At 51.1% G+C, this 264-nt stretch carries 1 pseudogene; it reads right to left on the bottom strand.

Annotated features, from left to right (window positions below):
• Positions 1–264: pseudogene (osmC, locus tag EOS_RS42930) on the bottom strand (peroxiredoxin OsmC); the annotation flags it as partial.

Raw genomic sequence — 264 nt, 5'->3', positions numbered from 1 at the left:
CAAAGGTAGAGGCATCAATACCCGGCACCGCAACTTCACTCTTCAGTGCGATTTTCGTAATCGCAAAACCGGCATCCACTTTATCCAGCGACACATCGGCGGTGGTATCAATCGATGTTGGCGTGAATCCCGCTTCCCCCAGCATTAATGAAAGCGCCATTGAGAAACATGCGGCATGCGCTGCGCCAATCAGTTCTTCAGGGTTGGTTCCTTTTTCGCCTTCAAAACGCGTGTTAAATCCATACGGCTGTTGGTTCAGCACGC

This window comes from Caballeronia mineralivorans PML1(12), assembly GCF_001028175.1.
GTDB classification, from domain to species: Bacteria; Pseudomonadota; Gammaproteobacteria; order Burkholderiales; family Burkholderiaceae; genus Caballeronia; species Caballeronia mineralivorans.
This window is presented reverse-complemented; position numbering and strand designations above follow the sequence as displayed.